Below are 18,417 nucleotides of genomic sequence, written 5' to 3'. Positions count from 1 at the left end.
CCTCCTAAGTTGGAGGCTTTTTTATTTATAATGTGTACATCAAGGACAGAATTAAATTTCTTCCAGCAGAAGCAATACCTGATGAATATGTTTTATAGCGTTGGTCTGTAATGTTTTCTAAACTCGCTATTAGTGTTGCTGCATCAGTAATCTTATACTTAGTTCTTAAATTAAGAGTATACCAAGAAGGCGAATAAGGATTTCCGTTAGCATCCAAAGCATAGATGTAATCTTTTTCAGCTTCAGAAGGCGCCAATTGATTAAATGACAACTCATTGTTATAAACAGCAAATGCATCTAACTGTAACTTATCATTTTGCCAAACTAAATGCGTGTTTCCAAAGTTTGGTGCAGCATGTCTTACTGGAACTTCAATATCATTATCTTCTTCTGTCCCTCCTATTATATTATATTGTGTGGTAAGTTTAAACTTTTCAGAAAAATTAAGTTGAGCTCCTGCTTCAAAACCATAAATCCAAGCTTTAGATGCGTTTTGAATAGCTTGCACATTACTTAGCTCACCATTATACTCAATTTCAGTTTCACCATTAATATTAAAGTCTCTTCGTACAAGTGCATTATCTAAATAAGTATAATACGTTGAAAGATCAATGATAAATGTTTGATCAAAATTTAAATTAAGACCAAGTTCACCACCATAAGCATACTCTGGTTTTAAATTGTTATTAGGCACAACTACTGAACCAGGTTCAGAGTCGAACACTTTACCAATGTCATCCATATTTGGAGCTCTAAAAGCCGAAGAGGCATTTAATTTCCATTGGATGGTTTCGTTTGGTATCCAGCTTATTCCTGCTGTACCAGTAAATGCTCCTGCATTGATTTTTGATTCATTAAACGGAAGGTTCAAAAACTGATTGTTTTCAGTGAAATCAGCATTTGAAATAATATGATTATAACGCACTCCTGTTTGGAAAACAAATTTAGGATTAGGTTTATATTTCAAACTTGTGTAAGCTGCCATAGATTGCCAATCGGAACCATCAGGATATCTTGACACAGCGTTAGCAGTCTCGTTGGTTTCTATGTTGTATGTATTTCCTTCAGATTTAATTTTATTGTAAACGTATTCTACACCATAAAACAACTCTGTTTTAGAACCCAACTGCTTTTCGAGATCAAGGTTAAAAGATATAGCGTTTACACTTTCTTCGGTTGTATTTCTTTCAACAGACTGAAAATCTCTATCAATTCTGCTTTCCTGAAAATTTTGAAAGGCAACGTTAGTTTGTATTTTATCATAAAAGCTAGAGTTACTACTCAGTTTAGTGTACTGTAAGTTTGCCATAAACCAACGCTGTGGTCCGTAATTCCATTCGGCAGATCTTAAATTGTCTCCTCGATATCTTATTAATCGGTCGTATCTAGAATACTCTGAAGTTTCAGTATAATACAGTCCTAAATCAAAGCTTTGGTTATCTTCTGGTTGATACTTAATTTTTTGCAGAAGATTAATTTGATCATAGCCTGTTGGTTTTTGTACTAAGGGTTCATCATTAGCAACAATAACGTCTTCGCCATTAATGGTTTCAACATATTCAGGTCTAATGTATTCATCTGGACCATGAGCTCCCATTCTTAAATCGTCGAAATCAGTATAACTTACGCTTGTTAAAAATGCCCATTTTTTAAGTCCGAAATTTAAGTCTAGGTGTCCTGTTTTTTCACTATTTGCTGTTGCATATCTTGCTACTGCATTGGCTTTAAAAAACAAAGAGTCTGAATACGAAAGCTGAGGTTTTTTAGTATAAAAACTCATAACTCCACCAATAGCATCGCTACCATAAACAACAGAGCCTGCTCCTAAATTAACTTCGGTATTTTGAATAGAAAAAGGATCAATAGAGATTACATTTTGAAGATTACCTCCTCTAAAAATGGCATTATTCATTCTAACACCATCAATTGTTATCAGCAATCGGTTAGTTGAAAACCCTCTAATCATTGGGCTTCCACCACCCAACTGGCTTTTTTGAACATAAATATTCCCTGTGTTTTCCAACAAATCTGCACTTGTTTGCGGATTTGAAAACTGAATTTTTTCAGCATCAAAGCTGATCACTTTCTGAGGAATATCTCTCTTGCTTTGTTCAAATTTTGAGGCAGAAACTACTACCTCATTCAACCCTTCAACGTTTTGAGTTAAATACACAATAAAATTGTTACTTGCTATTTCCTCTTTGGTTGTTCTTAGTTTTTGATATAACAAGTTTTGAAAAAAAATAGCTTCATTATCATCAAACTGACTTAAAATCGTATATCCATCGATATCAGTAATTACCGATTTTGATTTATCGGAATTATAAATTGTAACTCCTGAAATGGGTAAATTTGTCCCCTTTTCAATAACTTGAATTTGTTGTGCCTGTAAAAATGAAGTAAAGCAAATTAATACAAATAGAAATTTGTGTTTCATTGTACGTTTTTTTTGTTGGTTTTAGTTAGTTAAATACTTGATTAAAAACAGTTAGCGATTTAGGTTTTTTAAAATCTCCTAAGTGTAACTCATAATAAAGTAATATCATATTTAAAAACGATTGCCTTTGTTTTGAGTTTAATTTAATCGTATTTAATGCATCAAAATTTATGCCTAACAGCTGTTTTAAGAGCACTAAATTTTCTCCAGAAATGGAATACATGTTAGTCTTGTTTACCTCAAACTCTCCACTGCTTAAGTTAAAGTATTTATTATCAATATTTGACTGTTGAGGATAAAACCCTAAATGCTTTGTTAGATTAAGTAAAAATAATAGATGAAAGTTTGAAAAACTACTTTCATTATCCAACCAAAGTAGTGTAGTTTCTAAATATTCAAACAACAAATCATTTTTCTCCTCCTCTTTTAAAGTATTTGATAACACTTCTGACAAAAACATAGCAACAGACCCTTTCAAAACATTGGTGTTTATACTTTCGTAAACATACTTAGGTTTTACTTCTTTGAGGGTTTGAAGAGATTGATTAGGTCGATAGTTTTCTTCAACTTGAAGCTGAGTTAACGGTTGAAAATAGGCAGTTTTAGCACTACCTTTTCTAGATTTGAGAACACCTCTTAAAATATAACTCACCAAACCTCTATGCTTGGTATAGCATTTTACAATAAGATCGTTATCTCTGTATTTGAGTTTTGAAAGAACAATTACATTAGTTTTTATAAGCATAAACTGTGTAATTGGATTATCTTACAATGAGGAGCTTTAAAACTTTTGTTTCAAAAGAATCTAAATCAGAAATCATAATTAGATACACACCTGTTGCAACAACATTATTAGCTAGGTTTTTACCATTCCACACTCCTGTTCCACCATCAATAGCAAAATTATAGTTAGAAGATCTTTGGTTAACGTTAGATTGAGCCTCGGCAACCAAATTACCCTCAATATCAGTAATCTTTACGTTTACATTTTCGGTAAGCCCTTTTATTTTGACTCCTTTTGTAATATTATTTAAATCATTATACCCTAAAAGATCATATTCAGGCCTAACAGGGTTTGGATACACAAAGGCATTTTTTAACTCATCTTCAGGCTTAGATCCTCCAGAAAGAAAAGAAACCATTCCTTTGTCTGTAGCTATAAACACTTCTCCGTTACTATTATCAATTGAAACATCATTAATAGTATTTGAAGGTAAAGGAGAATTGTCTTTTGTAAAATGATAAATTGTTTCTTGCCCATCAGGAGAAAAGTAAAAAATTCCTGAAGTAGATGTCGCTACCCATTTATTGTTAGAACCATCTACTTCAATGTCAGTAATTAATTGATTAGACAACAATTCTTGAGGGATTCCATTATCTAAAATTACTATTTCATTAACCGAAAGTGACTGTTGTTCAAAAACATTTGAAGTATTATATAAAACTCTTAACCCTTTTCTAGTTCCAATCCATAATGCGTTATTCCTATCTAGAGCTAAGGCTCTCACATCTTCAACTGGCATATTTTGTTCTAACGAAACAATATTTATAACTGGAGCATCTGCACTTTCAGTATCACAAATTACTAAACCATAACTAAAAGTCCCTAAATAAACTTTATTTTGAGAGTCAACTTGAATTGAAGAAAAGCCTAAATTACTATCAGATGGATTAATGAGCGACAAGAAATCATATGATGTCCAATTTCCATCTACAAATTTATTAAGTGGTCTATCTACTCTTCCATTAGCGACCCACAACACACCTCTATCATCAAAATGATTAACCAATGTTAAATGCAAACTTGCTGCAAAAGGAACAATAGTACTATTATCTTGATTATATATTCCAACAATTTCATCGTCTAAAACCTCTAATAAACCAGAATAATAAGATGATATATATACTTGAGAATTATTAAAAGGGTTAATTGCTATGTGAGATAAATATCTTGGAAAATCAACAATAGACAAAATTGAATCATAAGGTTTATTTATCCACTGTTCATCTTTAAAGTGACTTATTCCAGACCTAGCCAATCCTCCACTAAAAGCAAACGAATTTGAATAACCTCCAAAAACTGTCCAAACTTCATTATTATTTGCATTAACCTCAAATACGTCATTCCTGAGAGGTCCGTCAGGATGTATAGACTGATATGTATCATCGTTAGAAAACTTGAGTAACCCGTATGCAGGTTTACCTATATTTTGTATCCCCTCTGTTCCAATAAATATAGTGCCGTTTGCGTCAATAGTTCCTGTGGTGTATTTTGTCTCTAAATCAACAGGAATAGTTTGAGAAAAAATCAAATCAAAATTTTCATTGTAAACATTAGACATAGTGCTAACTGTTACTACTATTTTATCTTGAGCTATTTGTGTGTCCATTATTTCTCCATTAATGATAAATAATTGGGTCAATGTACTTCCATCAATTTCATATACAGTTCCATTGAGTCTAACTGCATACACACTATCCAAAACACTTAAAACGGCAACATAGTTACCACTTATTATTGTTGACCACTGCGTAGCATCAATTAAGTTAGGATTAGAAAGATTAGCCATTTTCATACCGTTTCCTGATTTACATGCAGCGTAAATAATGCCATTACTAGTCGTTGTTTGTGTTACTTCAACAAATGTGTTGCCTGATCCAATATAATAAGTATCTCCAAACTCAATATTTGTTAAATTAAAAACAGAAATACCATAATTAGTTGATATATATATTGTTCCATCATCTTCATAAAAATGATTAATTCTCTTGATATTAGGTGGTATTGTTTCTTTGTTTACAATATCAACAACAGATATAACTTCTATTTCATCTTGAATATTAACAATCTCAATTAAACCGCTTTCATGACCAAGAAATAAATAATCAAATTCTGAGCTATAATGAATTGTAGTAATATCTTCTCCTGAAAGTCCATTAATGGTAGTTATTTCTTGTATTTCAGAAGTAATCGTATTGTAAACAAAAATAGAATTTTGAGAAGCTACATATATCTTGTCTTCATCATTTGCGACATCAGTAATCTCTAAATAAGAAAAATGTTCAGCCCACAAATCAGAATAGTCCTGAGCAAACGATAAATTAAAAGAGAAAATTAAAGCAAGTACAGCAATGTGTAAATTTAACTTCATAAGACAAAATAAGTTCAAAATAATATTAACCAAAAATAATATTAATTATTGTATTTTTGACTTCATTACTTATTAATAACAATACAGTCAATGCTGTTTAGTAGCCCTGTTTTTTTATTTGCTTTTCTACCTTTAGTAATTCTACTATATTTAATCATTCCCAAAAGGGTAAAAAACTTTTTTTTATTGCTTGTTAGTGTTCTTTTTTATACTTGGGGAGAAAAAGAACTGGTAATACTCATCTTACTTTCTGCAATAGTTGATTATTGTTGTGGTTTAATTATTAATTCTGGCAAAAGAAAAGTAGGCTTATTTATTTCTGTTTTCTTCAATTTAGGTATACTTATTTATTTTAAGTATTCAAACTTTGTATTCTCAAATCTTTGTGATTTACTCAGTGTTTTTAATGTAAGCATTGAGAACAGTACTAGATTTGCTAATGTTGTTTTACCTCTAGGTATTAGTTTCTATACTTTTCAAACTATGTCTTATACTATTGACGTTTATAGAGGAACTATTAAAGCTAATAAAAACTTTATTGATTTTGCTACATATGTAACTTTATTCCCTCAATTAATTGCTGGACCTATTGTAAGGTATAGTGAAATACAACATGAATTAAAAAACAGAAAAGTTACAGTAGATTCTTTTTCTAAAGGTGTTGAACGCTTCATTATTGGATTAGCAAAAAAAATGATTATAGCTAATAACTGTGCCTATTTAGCTGATGCTATATTTAACTTACCAGACGGAGAGATGAGTGCTATTACTGCTTGGTTAGGAGTTATAGCTTATAGTTTCCAAATTTATTACGATTTTTCAGGTTATTCAGATATGGCAATAGGAATAGGTAAAATGCTTGGGTTTAACTTTCCCGAAAATTTCAATTTTCCATATATATCCAAGACTGTTCAAGAGTTTTGGAGACGCTGGCACATGACTTTGTCTAATTGGTTTAAAGATTATGTTTACATTTCTCTAGGTGGAAACAGAAAAGGAAATAATCGCACTTATTTTAATTTAATGATTGTTTTTTTTGTTACTGGTCTTTGGCATGGCGCAAGTTGGACATTTATTGTTTGGGGTTTGTTTCATGGTTTATTCATTATAATAGAACGTATTGGGCTTAAAAAAGTGCTTGTCAAAAACCGTATTGTCTCCCATTTTTATTTACTACTTATTGTAACTATTTCTTGGGTCTTTTTTAGAAGTGAGAACTTAAGTTATGCTTTTAATTACTTAGCAAGTATGTTCTCCTTTAATAGTAGTATCAATCTTGATTTTATAACATACTACCTTAACAAAGAGGTTGCTATAGCTCTAATTTTAGCTCTTGTGTTTTCTATGCCTATTTACAAATTTATTAAAGCTAGGTTACTGCACAGTCAATTACATCAACTAAATAAGAGCTTACTGCTACTTAGACCTGTTGGACTAACTGTTCTATTTATAATTTGCTGTATGTATATTGCTTCAGACTCTTACAATCCTTTTATATACTTTAGGTTTTAATGAGTAATTATAAAAAAATATCACAACTACTCACCATAATACTGTTTATGGCTTTGCTTATTGTTCCTAGTACTATAATGTTTTTTAATCCTAAAGAGAAAAAACAAAATAAAAATGAAGAAGAGCTTAGTAAAATTGATAGAGTTAATGAGTTATTTCAAAAAGAATTTGGCTTAAAAACTGAGCTAATAGATTCATATTTTAAATTTAAAAACAACATCAATGTCAGCCCATTACCCAATAGTTGCGTAGTAGGAAAAAGTGGCTGGTATTTCTTAGGAAATGAATATAACAACTTATTTGATGACAGCTTTGGTTATAATACTGTTATTGATTCTCAAGAGTTAGAGACGATAAAAAACAACATTGAGTCTATGAGAAGCTTTTTAACTTCAAAAGGAATAGACTTTAAAATAGTTGTACCTCCTAATAAACACAGAGTTTATCCTGAATACTTACCTTATAGTCATCCTCAAAAGAAAACACGTTTAGAAATACTAAATGACTATTTAAAAAAAGAAATAGATTTTGAAATTGTTTATTTAAGAGACACACTAGTTAAGGCGAAAAGCGAAAAGCTACTATACTATAAAACCAACACACATTGGAACGACTATGGTGCATATATAGGCTATAACTATACTATGAAAATTATAAATAAAACTCATGATTTACCTATAGCAGGCATTGAAGAGTATGAAGAAGTTATTCAACCTATAAAAGTAAATGATGTTACGCAGCAGATAAACCTAACTTTCAAAGAAGATGCTATTTTTTTACAGAAAAAAGATACAATAGCAACCAAAATTATTTTTAGCAAATATCATAAACAAGTCTTTTCAAACCCCAGCAAAACTAAAACATTACTAATGCATAGAGATTCTTTTGCCAATGCTTGGATGGGATTTTTCAATGAAAGTTTTGGAACTACTATATACTTAAGAGGTTATAAACTAAATAAAGAGTTAATAAATAAGGAAAAACCAGATATTGTCATTTTTGAGATGATTGAACGTAATTTGTTTGAAAACTTGTCCAAATAAAAAAAGACCTATGATTTTCATAGGCCTTATTACTCTTTTTATTTTTTATTTGAAATTACACTACTCCTTGAGCTAGCATAGCATCAGCAACTTTTACAAAACCTGCAATGTTCGCTCCTCTAACATAGTCAACATAACCATCTTCATCTTTACCATACTCAATACATGCTTCATGTATGTTAGCCATAATTTCTTTTAACTTATTGTCTACTTCATCTCTCGTCCAGTTGTAACGTAACGAGTTTTGAGTCATCTCTAAACCAGAAGTTGCAACACCACCTGCATTAGATGCTTTTCCTGGAGCAAACAATATTTTAGCTTTATGGAATTCTGCAATCGCCTCTTTAGTTGATGGCATATTAGCACCTTCACTTACACAAATGCAACCGTTATTTAATAATGCTTTAGCATCATCACCATTAAGTTCATTTTGTGTTGCACAAGGTAAAGCAACATCACATTTTACATTCCATGGTGTTTCACCTTTAAAGAATTTAGCGTTAGGATATTTCTCAACATACTCACTAATTCTTCCTCTTTTTACATTTTTAAGCTCCATTACAAACGCTAATTTAGAAGCATCGATACCTTCTTCATCATAAATGTAACCTGAAGAATCTGATAATGTCACTACTTTTCCTCCTAATTGAGTTGCCTTTTCAGCAGCATATTGTGCCACATTACCAGATCCAGAAACTACTACTGTTTTTCCATTAAAATCATCTCCTTTGGTTTTAAGCATACTTTGAGCAAAATAAACATTACCGTAACCTGTTGCTTCTGGTCTAATTAAAGAACCACCCCAAGACATTCCTTTTCCTGTTAAAACTCCAGTAAACTCGTTTCTTAATTTTTTATACATTCCAAAAAGGAATCCTATTTCTCTAGCACCTACTCCAATATCCCCTGCAGGAACATCTGTTTGAGGTCCTATATGACGGAATAATTCACTCATAAAAGAATGACAAAAACGCATAATTTCGTTGTCACTTTTTCCTTTAGGATCAAAATCACTTCCTCCTTTACCTCCACCCATTGGCAGAGTTGTTAAACTGTTTTTAAATACTTGTTCAAAAGCCAAAAACTTAAGAATACTCATATTTACTGATGGATGAAAACGTAATCCTCCTTTGTAAGGACCAATTGCAGAGTTCATTTGAATTCTATAACCTCTATTTACTTGTATTTCACCAGAATCATCTACCCAACACACTCTAAAAGTCACTACTCTTTCTGGCTCAACCATTCTTAATAGAATGTTTTTTCCATGATAAATATCGTGTTTAGCAATATAAGGAATAACTGTTTCAGCTACTTCTTCTACTGCTTGTAAAAACTCAGGTTCTTGACCATTTCTTTCTTTTACAAGGTCTAAAAAAGCTTCAATTTTTTCTTTCATTATATATTTATTTAATAATGCATTGATAATTTCAAGGCACAAAGATACGTTATCTCTAAAAAATACAACTTATTTTTTTATTATTCTCAAAAAAATAATATGTGAGTAACAATCTTATAAATCAGAACGTTTAAATTATAATTATAGCTTAAACACTAATTATTTGGTAGTTAAAGCAGTTTTTATATATTTGTTGATATCTATGCCCTCACTAAATGAAACCATATGGCGCTTAATTTGAAACAGTTAACCATTATATTTGTTCTTCTTGCAAATGTAAATAATGTGTTTTCTCAACTAGGTTTTTCCCACGAAATTGGTGCTATAGTTGGACCAGTTCAATTTAGATCAGATTTTGGTAGTAGAAACGAAGAAGAAACCAATTTTGGAAACTCAGGTATTGGTATTGGTTTAGTTCACTACATCAATTTTGCTTACAGAGCAGACTGTAACTGCTACTCTACTGACACCTACTTTAACGATCACTTTAAACTTCGTAGTGAAATATCTTGGAATAAAACCAACCTACAACATCATGGTGAATGGGTAGGACCAGATAATGTTAGTGATAACGCTGATAGATTAAGAGCGCAACGTGGTGTGGCTGAAAATTTTGATGTTGGTATGCAGTTAGAATATTTTCCCTTGAGTATTCGTTCTTTTCAAGCGTTTAGTTATAGGTTTGCTCCCTTTATAAGTTTAGGAGCGCATTATACCTCATCTAGTCCACAAGGAAGTACTGATTATGGTGACGGAAACATCTTTAACCAAAACAACATTTATTCCTATTGGTTTGATCCTGCAACTGATACTGAATATCCTATTAATTTAGATAAAGTCAATGCGTGGTCTGTAGTAACAAGCGTTGGTGTTAGATATAAATTAACCGAATTATCCGATTTAATGCTAGACCTTCGTTGGCAATACTATTTTAGTGATTGGATTGACGGTTTAGACCATAAACTAGACTACAACAAATACAACGATTGGTTAGTATGGTTAAACTTTGGATACATTTACTACTTAGATTAATCATTTTAAGATATATAATAAAAAAGACCAACAGTAATTGTTGGTCTTTTTTATTCTTGAAAGTTCAAACTATCCTATAGCCTGTTCTAAATCGGCAATTAAATCGGCTTCATCTTCAATACCAACGCTAAGTCTAATTAACGAATCTACTACTCCTGTTTTTTCGCGCTCTTCTTTTGGTATACTAGCATGTGTCATACTTGCTGGATGTCCAGCTAAAGATTCTACACCTCCTAAAGACTCAGCAAGCGTAAACACCTTTAATTTCTCAACAATTTTTATAGCTTCTTCATAATTGTTCCCTTTTGTGGTAAACGATACCATTCCTCCAAAATCCTTCATTTGCGACTTTGCAACTTCGTGGTTTGGATGACTCGTAAACCCAGGCCAATATACATTTTCAATTTTAGGATGATTTGCTAAAAACTCAGCAACTGCTTTACCATTTTCGCAATGACGTTGCATACGTACATGTAGTGTTTTTATGCCTCTTAATACCAAAAAGCTATCTTGAGGACCACAAACTGCTCCACTTGCATTTTGTATAAAATACAATTTTTCAGCAAGCGCTTTATCTTTTACAACTAATGCTCCCATAACAACATCGCTATGTCCACCAAGATATTTAGTTGCCGAATGCATTACAATATCAGCTCCTAAATCTAAAGGTTGTTGTAAATATGGTGTAGCAAAAGTATTATCAACTGCTAATAGCAAATTGTGCTTTTTAGCAATTGCTGATACTGCTTTAATATCAATAATATTCATCATTGGGTTAGTAGGTGTTTCAACCCAAATAAGCTTTGTGTTTTCATTTACGTAGTTTTCAATGCTAGACGCATTTTCCATTCCTACAAAATGAAATTTTATTCCAAAGCGTTCAAAAACACTTGTAAACAATCTATAACTTCCGCCATACAAATCGTTAGTTGAGATAACTTCATCTCCAGGATTTAAAAGCTTAATTACTGCATCAATAGCTGCCAAACCAGACCCAAATGCTAACCCATGATTTCCATTTTCTATACTTGCAAAAGCATTTTCAAGCGCATTACGTGTTGGGTTATGAGTTCTTGAATATTCATATCCTTTGTGTCCTCCAGGAGTAGATTGTGCGTAAGTAGATGTTTGATAAATTGGAGGCATAACCGAACCATAAGCAGGATCGTGCTCTTGACCTCCATGTATTGTTTTAGTATTAAATTTCATAGTACTGAATGTCTTTCTATTTTTATAATTACAACAAATTTAACCTTTAATTCGTTGTATTCAAATCTATGTAATACCTTTATAGTATGTTTAACAAAATCCTTTTCCCTGTGAAAAAACTTAGCCTAATTATAGTAATATTCACCCTCTTTTACAGCTGTAAAAATGAAGTAACTCCTATTGAATTTTCTGAAACAGCTATTGAAAACAATGAGCATGTTAATATTGAAATTATCTACCCAAAAGTTACATCCAAATCAGACATTGCTTCAAAAATAAATTCTGAAATAGAGCAAACCATTTCAAAAAACATAGCCTTTTTTGAAGATGATACCGAACAATTATCATTAGAAGCTTCAATTAAAGATTTTGAAAACAGATATATAAATTTTAAAAAAGAATTTGAAGACAGCTCAATTAAATGGGATGCAAATGTAAGTGGCGAAGTAGTTTACAACTCTGAAAACGTAATTACCATTGCAATTGACTCTTACACGTTTACTGGTGGAGCTCATGGCAATAGCGTTATTACTTTGTTGAATTTTAACCCTAAATCTGGAGCATTATACAGTTTTGATGATATTTTTAATAATCCCACAAAAGTTGCTGAACTTGCTGAAACCTATCTTGAAAAAGAATTGAACATCTCTAAAAACCAAAATACTGACGATTACTTTTTTGACGAGTTTTTTAAAATGCCTGAAAATATTGGTTTTAGCGATGAAGGCATCATCTTTTTATACAACACCTACGAAATAGCTGCTTATGCTCAAGGTGTTACTGAGTTTACTATACCTTACAGTGAAATTAGTGAGTTCTTAAAACTCTCAGAGTAATTAAATAGATTTCTTTAACGCTAAAATATAACCTAGGTGCAAGCCTTCGTGGTAATTGTTAAAGGCAATGGCTTCCTCGACATTTGTTAACCTGTTTTTTGTGGTTACTGTATATTCATTAAAGGTTTGAAAGATTTTGTTGTTATAATCTTCCTTGGTTTTTTCAATAGTTGAGAAAAGTAATCCTTTTATTTCGTCAACTTCGGCTTGTGTTAAATCGCGTTCAGGTTTTGTACCTTTTCTAAACGCTTCAACAAAATCATCGTTAACAATCATTGGTAAACCCGATAGCTTATACACCAACAATTGTTGAGTAGCAATGGTGTGAGCTATATTCCAAATCATATTGTTTTTAAACCCTTTAGGTACTTTATTGAGCTCTTCTAAGGAGTAGTTCTCAATAAAGGTTTTAAGAACAGCTCTGTTTTTTAATGTAATATCAAAATCCCATTCCATAGTTTAAATTTTATTTAAAAGTAATTAATTTTTGCTTCAAATCCGTTTACTTTGCAGTGTAAAACTGTTAACTCATGAATAAAGTTTACTACCTAAAAACTTGTAGCACTTGCGTGCGAATTTTAAAAACGCTTAATCTACCTTCAGATTTTACCTTACAGGATATTAAAACCGAAGAAATAACTGTTAAGCAACTCGACGAAATGAAAGCTCTAGCTGGTAGTTATGAAGCGTTGTTTAGCAAACGTGCAAAACTTTATAAAGAAATGGGCTTAAAAGACATGAACCTTTCTGAAAAAGATTATAAACAGTACATCCTTGAGCATTACACCTTTTTAAGCAGACCTGTGATACTTGCAAATAATCAGATTTTTATTGGCAACAGCGCTAAAACTGTTGAGGCTGCAAAAAAAGCAATACATGAATAGCCGAATTTTGGCTTTAATAGCCGCTTTTATAGTTCAAGTTATATATGGTCTTACCTTTACCTTTGCTAATGATGTTATTGATGAAGGACATGTAAAACCGTTTGGATTTATCTTACTTAGAGTGCTAGGAGCTGCTGTGCTTTTTTGGATTTTTAGCATCTTCGCTCCTAAAGAAAAAATTGATAAAAAGGACTTTTTAACCTTCTTCTTTGCCTCTATTTTTGGTATTGCTCTTAATATGCTTACCTTTTTTAAAGGCTTAGAATTTACAACACCTATACATGCATCAGTAATTATGACTGTTGTACCTATTGTGGTTTTGGTACTGTCTTCTTTTTTGCTGAACGAAAAATTAACCTCTCTTAAAATTTTAGGCGTTATACTTGGGTTTGCTGGAGCTATTGTACTATCGGTTTATGGACGTTCAAAAGTTGTTGGAGACAATATTTTGCTAGGTAACTTTTTAGTATTTATTAATGCTGTGTCTTATAGTATTTACTTAATAATCATTAAAAAACTCACCAATAAATACCATCCGTTTACATTTATAAAATGGTTGTTTTTATTTGGTTTTATTTTGGTGTTACCTTTTGGGTATAATGAGGTATTAAGTGTTGACCTTAATACATTTACGCCATACATCTATTTCTCAATACTATTTGTTATTGTAGGCGCAACTTTTGGTACATATCTTTTAAATCCGTTAGCGCTAACAAAACTAAGAGCATCAACAGTAAGTACATTTTTGTACATACAACCTGTAATTGCTGGTATTTTTGCAATACTAATGGGAAGCGATACTGTAAACACTGTAAAAATATTAGCTGCTGCTTTAATTTTTACTGGAGTGTATTTGGTTACCAAAAAGCCTAAAGCATCAGCTTAGGTTTACTGGCTTTTTACCGAACTTTCTAGTATCTTCTTTTGTTAAAACCTTAAAGTTTTTGGACTTAGGGAAAGTGTCCATTTCCTGTTTAAAGTTTTCAGGAAGTGGTGTTAACGATCTTGTTTTTAAATTAATCCAAGCACCTAAAATTTCACAATTAGCTAAGTTTTCACCTTTATGATTGTAGAAATTGTGCTCTATTTGAAAAAACATACCATCATCACTTAAGCCCATAATTTCTAAGCTTACAGTAATTGGCGTGCCTAAAAACGCTTCTTTAAAATAATAGATGTGCTCATAAAAAATTACAGGACTAATATCATACTTAGCTAAGTTTGAAAGCGAAAAGCCATGATCTTCAAAAAAAGCCACTCGAGTATGACTCATAAAGTTTACATAGGCAGAATTTGCTAAATGCCTATTAGCATCAACATCACTCCATCTAATTTCAAATTGTTTTTTATACATAACATAGGTTTTTAAGTTCTACAAATCTATTGATTTTTGTTATGCAAGCATAATAGTTATTCCGCTTTTTATAATAACCCATAACTATATGTTTTTCCTTACCTTTGCTCAACTTTTATATAAATGTAGGTTCATGATACAATCAATGACAGGTTATGGGAAGTCTGTAATTCAACTTCCAACAAAAAAGATTTCAATAGAGGTAAAATCCCTTAACAGCAAAAATTTAGATTTAAATACTCGCATGCCTTCGCTTTACAGAGAAAAGGAACTTGAGATAAGAAAACAAATCGCTTCTAAACTGGTAAGAGGTAAAATAGATTTTTCGTTGTACATGGAAATTACTGGTGAAGAAACCTCTACTCAAATCAACAAAACAGTTGTGCAACAATACATTAAACAACTTAAAGAAGTTGTTGATGGTGATGAAACCGAAATGCTTAAAATGGCTATTAGACTTCCTGATGCAGTGACTACTGAACGTGATGAAATTGATGAGGACGAATGGAGCCAAATTGCTAAAGAAATTGATAGCAGCCTAGAAAAAATTTATCAGTACAGATTAGATGAAGGACAAGTTTTGGAAGCCGATTTTATAGAACGTGTCAATACTATTTCAAACCTATTGGAGCAAGTTATAAAAATGGATCCTGAGCGTATTGAAGGAGTAAGAGAGCGTTTGCAAAAAGGAATTGCTGATATAAAAGAAAAAGTTGACGAAAATCGTTTTGAGCAAGAACTGGTCTTTTACATAGAAAAATTTGACATTACTGAAGAAAAAGTAAGATTAAGCAATCATTTGGACTACTTTTTGAAAACATTAAAATCTAGCGATTCTAACGGTAAAAAATTAGGATTTATCAGTCAGGAAATGGGACGCGAAATCAATACCATTGGATCAAAATCTAATTATGCACCAATGCAAAAACTGGTAGTTCAAATGAAAGATGAGCTCGAAAAAATTAAAGAACAACTCTTAAACGTATTATAATGAAGCAAGGTAAACTTATTGTGTTTTCAGCGCCTTCTGGCTCAGGAAAAACCACTATTGTAAGACATTTGCTTAAACAGCAAGAGTTGGATTTAGAATTTTCTATTTCGGCTACTTCGCGTGCCAAAAGAGGCGAAGAAGTACATGGTAAAGACTACTATTTTTTAAGTTTTGAAGACTTTAAAAAGAAAATAAAAAATGATGAGTTTTTGGAGTGGGAAGAAGTATATCGCGATAACTTTTATGGCACTTTAAAAACCGAAGTGGAGCGTATTTGGGCCAAAGGAAAACATGTTATTTTTGATATTGATGTTTCTGGAGGATTACGCATTAAACGAAAATTCCCAGAAGAAACACTTGCCATTTTTGTAAAACCTCCAAGTATTGACGAACTTAAAATAAGACTTAAAAAACGTAAGACCGAAAGCGACGACAAAATAAACATGCGTATTGCAAAGGCATCTGCTGAATTGGCAACTGCACCATTGTTTGACAAAATTGTAGTTAACGACGATTTAGACAAAGCTTTAGACGAAGCATACAAACTAGTTTCAAACTATTTAGGTATTGATAAAAAATGAAAATAGGTCTTTATTTTGGCACGTTTAACCCTATTCATGTTGGGCATTTAACCATTGCCAACCACATGGCTGAATATAGTGATTTGGACCAAATATGGTTAGTAGTTACGCCTCACAATCCGTTTAAAAAAAAGAACTCTTTACTAGATAACCACCAACGTTTAGAAATGGTATATCGTGCTACTAAAGACTATACCAAACTAAAACCAAGCGATATTGAGTTTAACTTGCCGCAACCAAATTATACTATAAATACGCTTACATACTTACAAGAAAAACATCCTGATTATGAGTTTGCTTTAATTATGGGTGAAGACAATTTAAAAAGTTTCCATAAATGGAAAAACTATGAATTGATTCTTCAAGGTCATGATATATATGTGTATCCTCGTATTTCTGAAGGAAGTGTTGAAACCCAGTTTGATGCTCACCCAAAAATTCATCATGTTGCTGCTCCAATAATGGAGCTCTCTTCTACATTTATTAGAAAATCAATAAAAGCAGGTAAAAACATAAGGCCAATGCTTCCTGAACACGTTTGGGAATATGTTGACGAAATGAATTTTTATAGGTAAAATTCCTGCGTAGGCAGGAATCTCTTAGCTTTAAGACTTATTCCATATACCTTTTGAAATTACTGGTATTACTTTAATGAAAATCTTGCGTTAATTTTTGAGATTGCCACTTTCGTGGGAATTAAAAATGAAAAAATGCATTTTCTAAATGCTCTATCGTGTAGTCTTTTTCGTTTTTTACAATTGCAATAATATCAAAACGCACTTCTACCTCTAAACCATTTACGGTTACGTATTCATCTACTGCTTTTACCAGGTTTTTAATTTGTTTTGGTTTTACAAAATCTTGCGGATTTCCAAAATCGGTAGTAGAGCGTGTTTTCACTTCAATAATGGCAAGAATAGCTTCTTTTTGGGCTATAATATCAACCTCAGCCTTGTCAAAACGATAATTGCGTTCCACAATTTCATAGTGATTTTGCAACAAAAAATCTACTGCTAGTTGTTCGCCTTTTTTACCAAGTTCGTTGTGTTGTGCCATCTTATTTAATAATTAAAATGCTATGAATCTAAGACTTCCAACTTATATCCAACACCATGAATGTTGGTTATTTTTATAGAATCGTCCTCCTGTAATTTTTTTCTCAGTTTAGAAATATAGGTATCTAAACTCCTACCAACAAACACGCCTTGGTCTTCCCAAACTCGTTTAACCAACTCATCTCGTTTAACTACAGTATTCAAGTTTTCATAGAAAATTTCAAGCAGTTCGCACTCTTTTTTGGAAAGTTGAATTTCAGAAGCTGACTTTACCAATTTATTTTGGTCAGGGTAAAACTCATATTTTCCAATAATGTAAGATTCCAACGTGTCTTCCTTGAGCTTTGGTTTTCTAAGTTTCATTAAAAACCATAAAGCCAAAATTACTCCACCAAAAAGTAATACATAGATTACCCAAGAAGTTTGTTTAAGCTCAGTAAATTGCACTTGAATTATATAACACCCAACAGGTAATGCTCTACCCATACAAGGTATAATACTGTTCTGCTCTTCATTTTTCATTTCATAGCTATACGCTACTTCATTATCTGAGCAATGCAATACTTCAATTCTATAATTATCAGGCAAATTGGCTTTTGCAAAGCTATTCTTTACTGCATCTACTAAACTATCTGGAACAATACTTAGTTCTTCTTGAAAGGTTAATTCAAATTTGTTAGTATCAATATTAGTAATTGGTAAAACCAAAGAGGTAGAATCGTTTTGAGACAGTAAAAGTGAATTCCCTACATCTCGCAATGCAATTTTAGTGATTTCAGAAAATGAATTTTCATCGTCACAAGACATTGAACAACTCAACAACAAGATAAAAAATATAGAATAAATAGTCCTTTTCATATGTTTTGTAAATAAAACATAAATATGTCAATTACTTGAGCGTTTGACACTTCTTTGACACTTTTTTTACATTC

18 protein-coding genes are annotated in these 18,417 nt (G+C 31.8%); 9 read left to right on the top strand and 9 right to left on the bottom strand.

The window, feature by feature from the left end:
* Positions 1-25: 25 nt before the first annotated feature.
* From A8975_RS01605 to A8975_RS01595, 3 genes are read right to left on the bottom strand one after another with little or no spacing between them, the layout of a single operon-like run.
* Complete coding sequence (locus A8975_RS01605) at positions 26-2,437, bottom strand: TonB-dependent receptor (RefSeq protein WP_134198440.1); 2,412 nt, start codon at positions 2,435-2,437, stop codon at positions 26-28.
* Between the two features lie 25 nt (positions 2,438-2,462).
* The gene (gene recO, locus A8975_RS01600; RefSeq protein ID WP_134198439.1) at positions 2,463-3,182 is read right to left on the bottom strand and encodes a DNA repair protein RecO; all 720 of its coding nucleotides are present in this window, start codon (positions 3,180-3,182) and stop codon (positions 2,463-2,465) included.
* A 16-nt stretch (positions 3,183-3,198) separates the two neighbouring features.
* On the bottom strand, positions 3,199-5,589 hold the full coding sequence (locus A8975_RS01595; protein WP_134198438.1) for an ABC transporter substrate-binding protein: 2,391 nt from the start codon (positions 5,587-5,589) through the stop codon (positions 3,199-3,201).
* Positions 5,590-5,775: 186 nt separating this feature from the next.
* Between A8975_RS01595 and A8975_RS01590 the strand changes: the two genes are divergently transcribed.
* Together A8975_RS01590 and A8975_RS01585 are read left to right on the top strand one after the other, a co-directional pair.
* Positions 5,776-7,101 carry an MBOAT family O-acyltransferase gene (locus A8975_RS01590; protein WP_243832932.1) on the top strand — a complete coding sequence of 442 codons (1,326 nt, stop codon included), beginning with the start codon at positions 5,776-5,778 and terminating at the stop codon, positions 7,099-7,101.
* Positions 7,101-8,144: an alginate O-acetyltransferase AlgX-related protein gene (locus tag A8975_RS01585; protein ID WP_134198436.1), complete on the top strand. Its 1,044-nt coding sequence runs from the start codon at positions 7,101-7,103 to the stop codon at positions 8,142-8,144. The genes A8975_RS01590 and A8975_RS01585 overlap by 1 nt, the downstream gene beginning before the upstream one ends.
* 55 nt (positions 8,145-8,199) lie before the next feature.
* Here A8975_RS01585 and gdhA read toward each other — a convergent pair whose 3' ends face one another.
* The gene (gene gdhA, locus A8975_RS01580) at positions 8,200-9,543 is read right to left on the bottom strand and encodes an NADP-specific glutamate dehydrogenase (RefSeq protein WP_129759622.1); all 1,344 of its coding nucleotides are present in this window, start codon (positions 9,541-9,543) and stop codon (positions 8,200-8,202) included.
* Between the two features lie 225 nt (positions 9,544-9,768).
* Here gdhA and A8975_RS01575 point away from each other — a divergent pair, with 225 nt between their 5' ends.
* Complete coding sequence (locus A8975_RS01575) at positions 9,769-10,575, top strand: THC0290_0291 family protein (RefSeq protein WP_134198435.1); 807 nt, start codon at positions 9,769-9,771, stop codon at positions 10,573-10,575.
* Between the two features lie 69 nt (positions 10,576-10,644).
* Here A8975_RS01575 and A8975_RS01570 read toward each other — a convergent pair whose 3' ends face one another.
* Entirely contained in the window at positions 10,645-11,823 is a 1,179-nt protein-coding gene (locus tag A8975_RS01570; protein WP_255421383.1) for a cystathionine gamma-synthase, read from the bottom strand.
* A 71-nt stretch (positions 11,824-11,894) separates the two neighbouring features.
* Between A8975_RS01570 and A8975_RS01565 the strand changes: the two genes are divergently transcribed.
* Positions 11,895-12,620, top strand: coding sequence for a DUF3298 and DUF4163 domain-containing protein (locus A8975_RS01565; RefSeq protein ID WP_166667429.1), 726 nt, complete (start codon positions 11,895-11,897; stop codon positions 12,618-12,620).
* On the opposite strand, the gene A8975_RS01560 is transcribed toward A8975_RS01565, so the two are convergent.
* On the bottom strand, positions 12,621-13,076 hold the full coding sequence (locus A8975_RS01560) for a DinB family protein (RefSeq protein ID WP_131506264.1): 456 nt from the start codon (positions 13,074-13,076) through the stop codon (positions 12,621-12,623).
* 74 nt (positions 13,077-13,150) lie between these two features.
* Here A8975_RS01560 and A8975_RS01555 point away from each other — a divergent pair, with 74 nt between their 5' ends.
* Together A8975_RS01555 and A8975_RS01550 are read left to right on the top strand one after the other, a co-directional pair.
* Complete coding sequence (locus A8975_RS01555) at positions 13,151-13,504, top strand: arsenate reductase family protein (RefSeq protein WP_134198433.1); 354 nt, start codon at positions 13,151-13,153, stop codon at positions 13,502-13,504.
* On the top strand, positions 13,497-14,390 hold the full coding sequence (locus tag A8975_RS01550) for a DMT family transporter (RefSeq protein WP_134198432.1): 894 nt from the start codon (positions 13,497-13,499) through the stop codon (positions 14,388-14,390). The genes A8975_RS01555 and A8975_RS01550 overlap by 8 nt, the downstream gene beginning before the upstream one ends.
* Here A8975_RS01550 and A8975_RS01545 read toward each other — a convergent pair.
* Complete coding sequence (locus A8975_RS01545) at positions 14,382-14,858, bottom strand: acyl-CoA thioesterase (RefSeq protein WP_131506267.1); 477 nt, start codon at positions 14,856-14,858, stop codon at positions 14,382-14,384. The two genes, A8975_RS01550 and A8975_RS01545, sit on opposite strands and share 9 nt — an antisense overlap.
* Positions 14,859-14,991: 133 nt before the next feature.
* Between A8975_RS01545 and A8975_RS01540 the strand changes: the two genes are divergently transcribed.
* The 3 genes from A8975_RS01540 to nadD are packed head-to-tail and all read left to right on the top strand — an operon-like array spanning position 14,992 to position 17,005.
* The gene (locus A8975_RS01540; RefSeq protein WP_129759630.1) at positions 14,992-15,849 is read left to right on the top strand and encodes a YicC/YloC family endoribonuclease; all 858 of its coding nucleotides are present in this window, start codon (positions 14,992-14,994) and stop codon (positions 15,847-15,849) included.
* On the top strand, positions 15,849-16,430 hold the full coding sequence (gene gmk / locus A8975_RS01535) for a guanylate kinase (RefSeq protein WP_134198431.1): 582 nt from the start codon (positions 15,849-15,851) through the stop codon (positions 16,428-16,430). The genes A8975_RS01540 and gmk overlap by 1 nt, the downstream gene beginning before the upstream one ends.
* Complete coding sequence (gene nadD / locus A8975_RS01530) at positions 16,427-17,005, top strand: nicotinate (nicotinamide) nucleotide adenylyltransferase (protein ID WP_134198430.1); 579 nt, start codon at positions 16,427-16,429, stop codon at positions 17,003-17,005. Before gmk ends, nadD begins: the two co-directional genes overlap by 4 nt.
* A 121-nt stretch (positions 17,006-17,126) precedes the next feature.
* Here nadD and A8975_RS01525 read toward each other — a convergent pair whose 3' ends face one another.
* Positions 17,127-17,486, bottom strand: coding sequence for a YraN family protein (locus A8975_RS01525; RefSeq protein ID WP_131506270.1), 360 nt, complete (start codon positions 17,484-17,486; stop codon positions 17,127-17,129).
* Between the two features lie 20 nt (positions 17,487-17,506).
* Positions 17,507-18,343, bottom strand: a complete 837-nt coding sequence (locus tag A8975_RS01520; RefSeq protein WP_134198429.1) for a winged helix-turn-helix domain-containing protein — start codon at positions 18,341-18,343, stop codon at positions 17,507-17,509.
* Positions 18,344-18,417: the final 74 nt, after the last annotated feature.

The sequence above is a fragment of the Meridianimaribacter flavus genome, assembly GCF_004366715.1.
GTDB lineage: Bacteria > Bacteroidota > Bacteroidia > Flavobacteriales > Flavobacteriaceae > Gaetbulibacter_B > Gaetbulibacter_B jejuensis.
This window is presented reverse-complemented; position numbering and strand designations above follow the sequence as displayed.